We start from the raw sequence: 532 nt of genomic DNA on the forward strand, positions 1-532 counted from the left end.
TGCCGGTATTTTAGATGCCATGATGCCTGCTCACGTGATTTTCCCGAACTACGATTCTCAGCCCGCAAGTGGTTCTGAATACTGGTTGAAACACGTTTTACGTCAACAGCTTGGTTTTAAAGGCTTAATTTTCTCTGATGATTTGACGATGGAAGGCGCAGCGATCATGGGCAGCCCAGCTGAGCGTGGGGCTCAAGCCATGAAAGCCGGTTGCGATATGCTATTGATGTGTAATAAGCGTGAAGCACAAGTTGAAGTGTTGGATAACTTGCCTGTTTCAACCGTGCCATTGGCGGATGCGCTACTCAAAAAACAGTCGTTTTCTTTAAGCGATCTCAAATTGTCTCATGAGTGGAAAGCGGCGAGTGAAGCGATGAAACGCTTGACCAGCTAAACCTCTTGTAAACTGTTAAAAACACCAATTAGAAGCCAAAGCTCATTAGACTTTGGCTTTTTCTTTGTGTGTAAATTAATGTTTACAGTAAATGTTTTTATTGTGTACGCTTGTTTTTCTTTTTTAGCCTGTTATCTT

At 42.5% G+C, this 532-nt stretch carries 1 protein-coding gene; it reads left to right on the top strand.

Features of this window, described 5'->3' with window-relative positions; genetic code table 11:
• Positions 1-394 (top strand): glycoside hydrolase family 3 N-terminal domain-containing protein (locus R7R24_RS30050; protein ID WP_318120633.1); only part of this gene is annotated, 394 nt, incomplete at its 5' end.
• Positions 395-532 lie beyond the last annotated feature (138 nt).

It is taken from the genome of Vibrio sp. 704 (genome assembly GCF_033339295.1).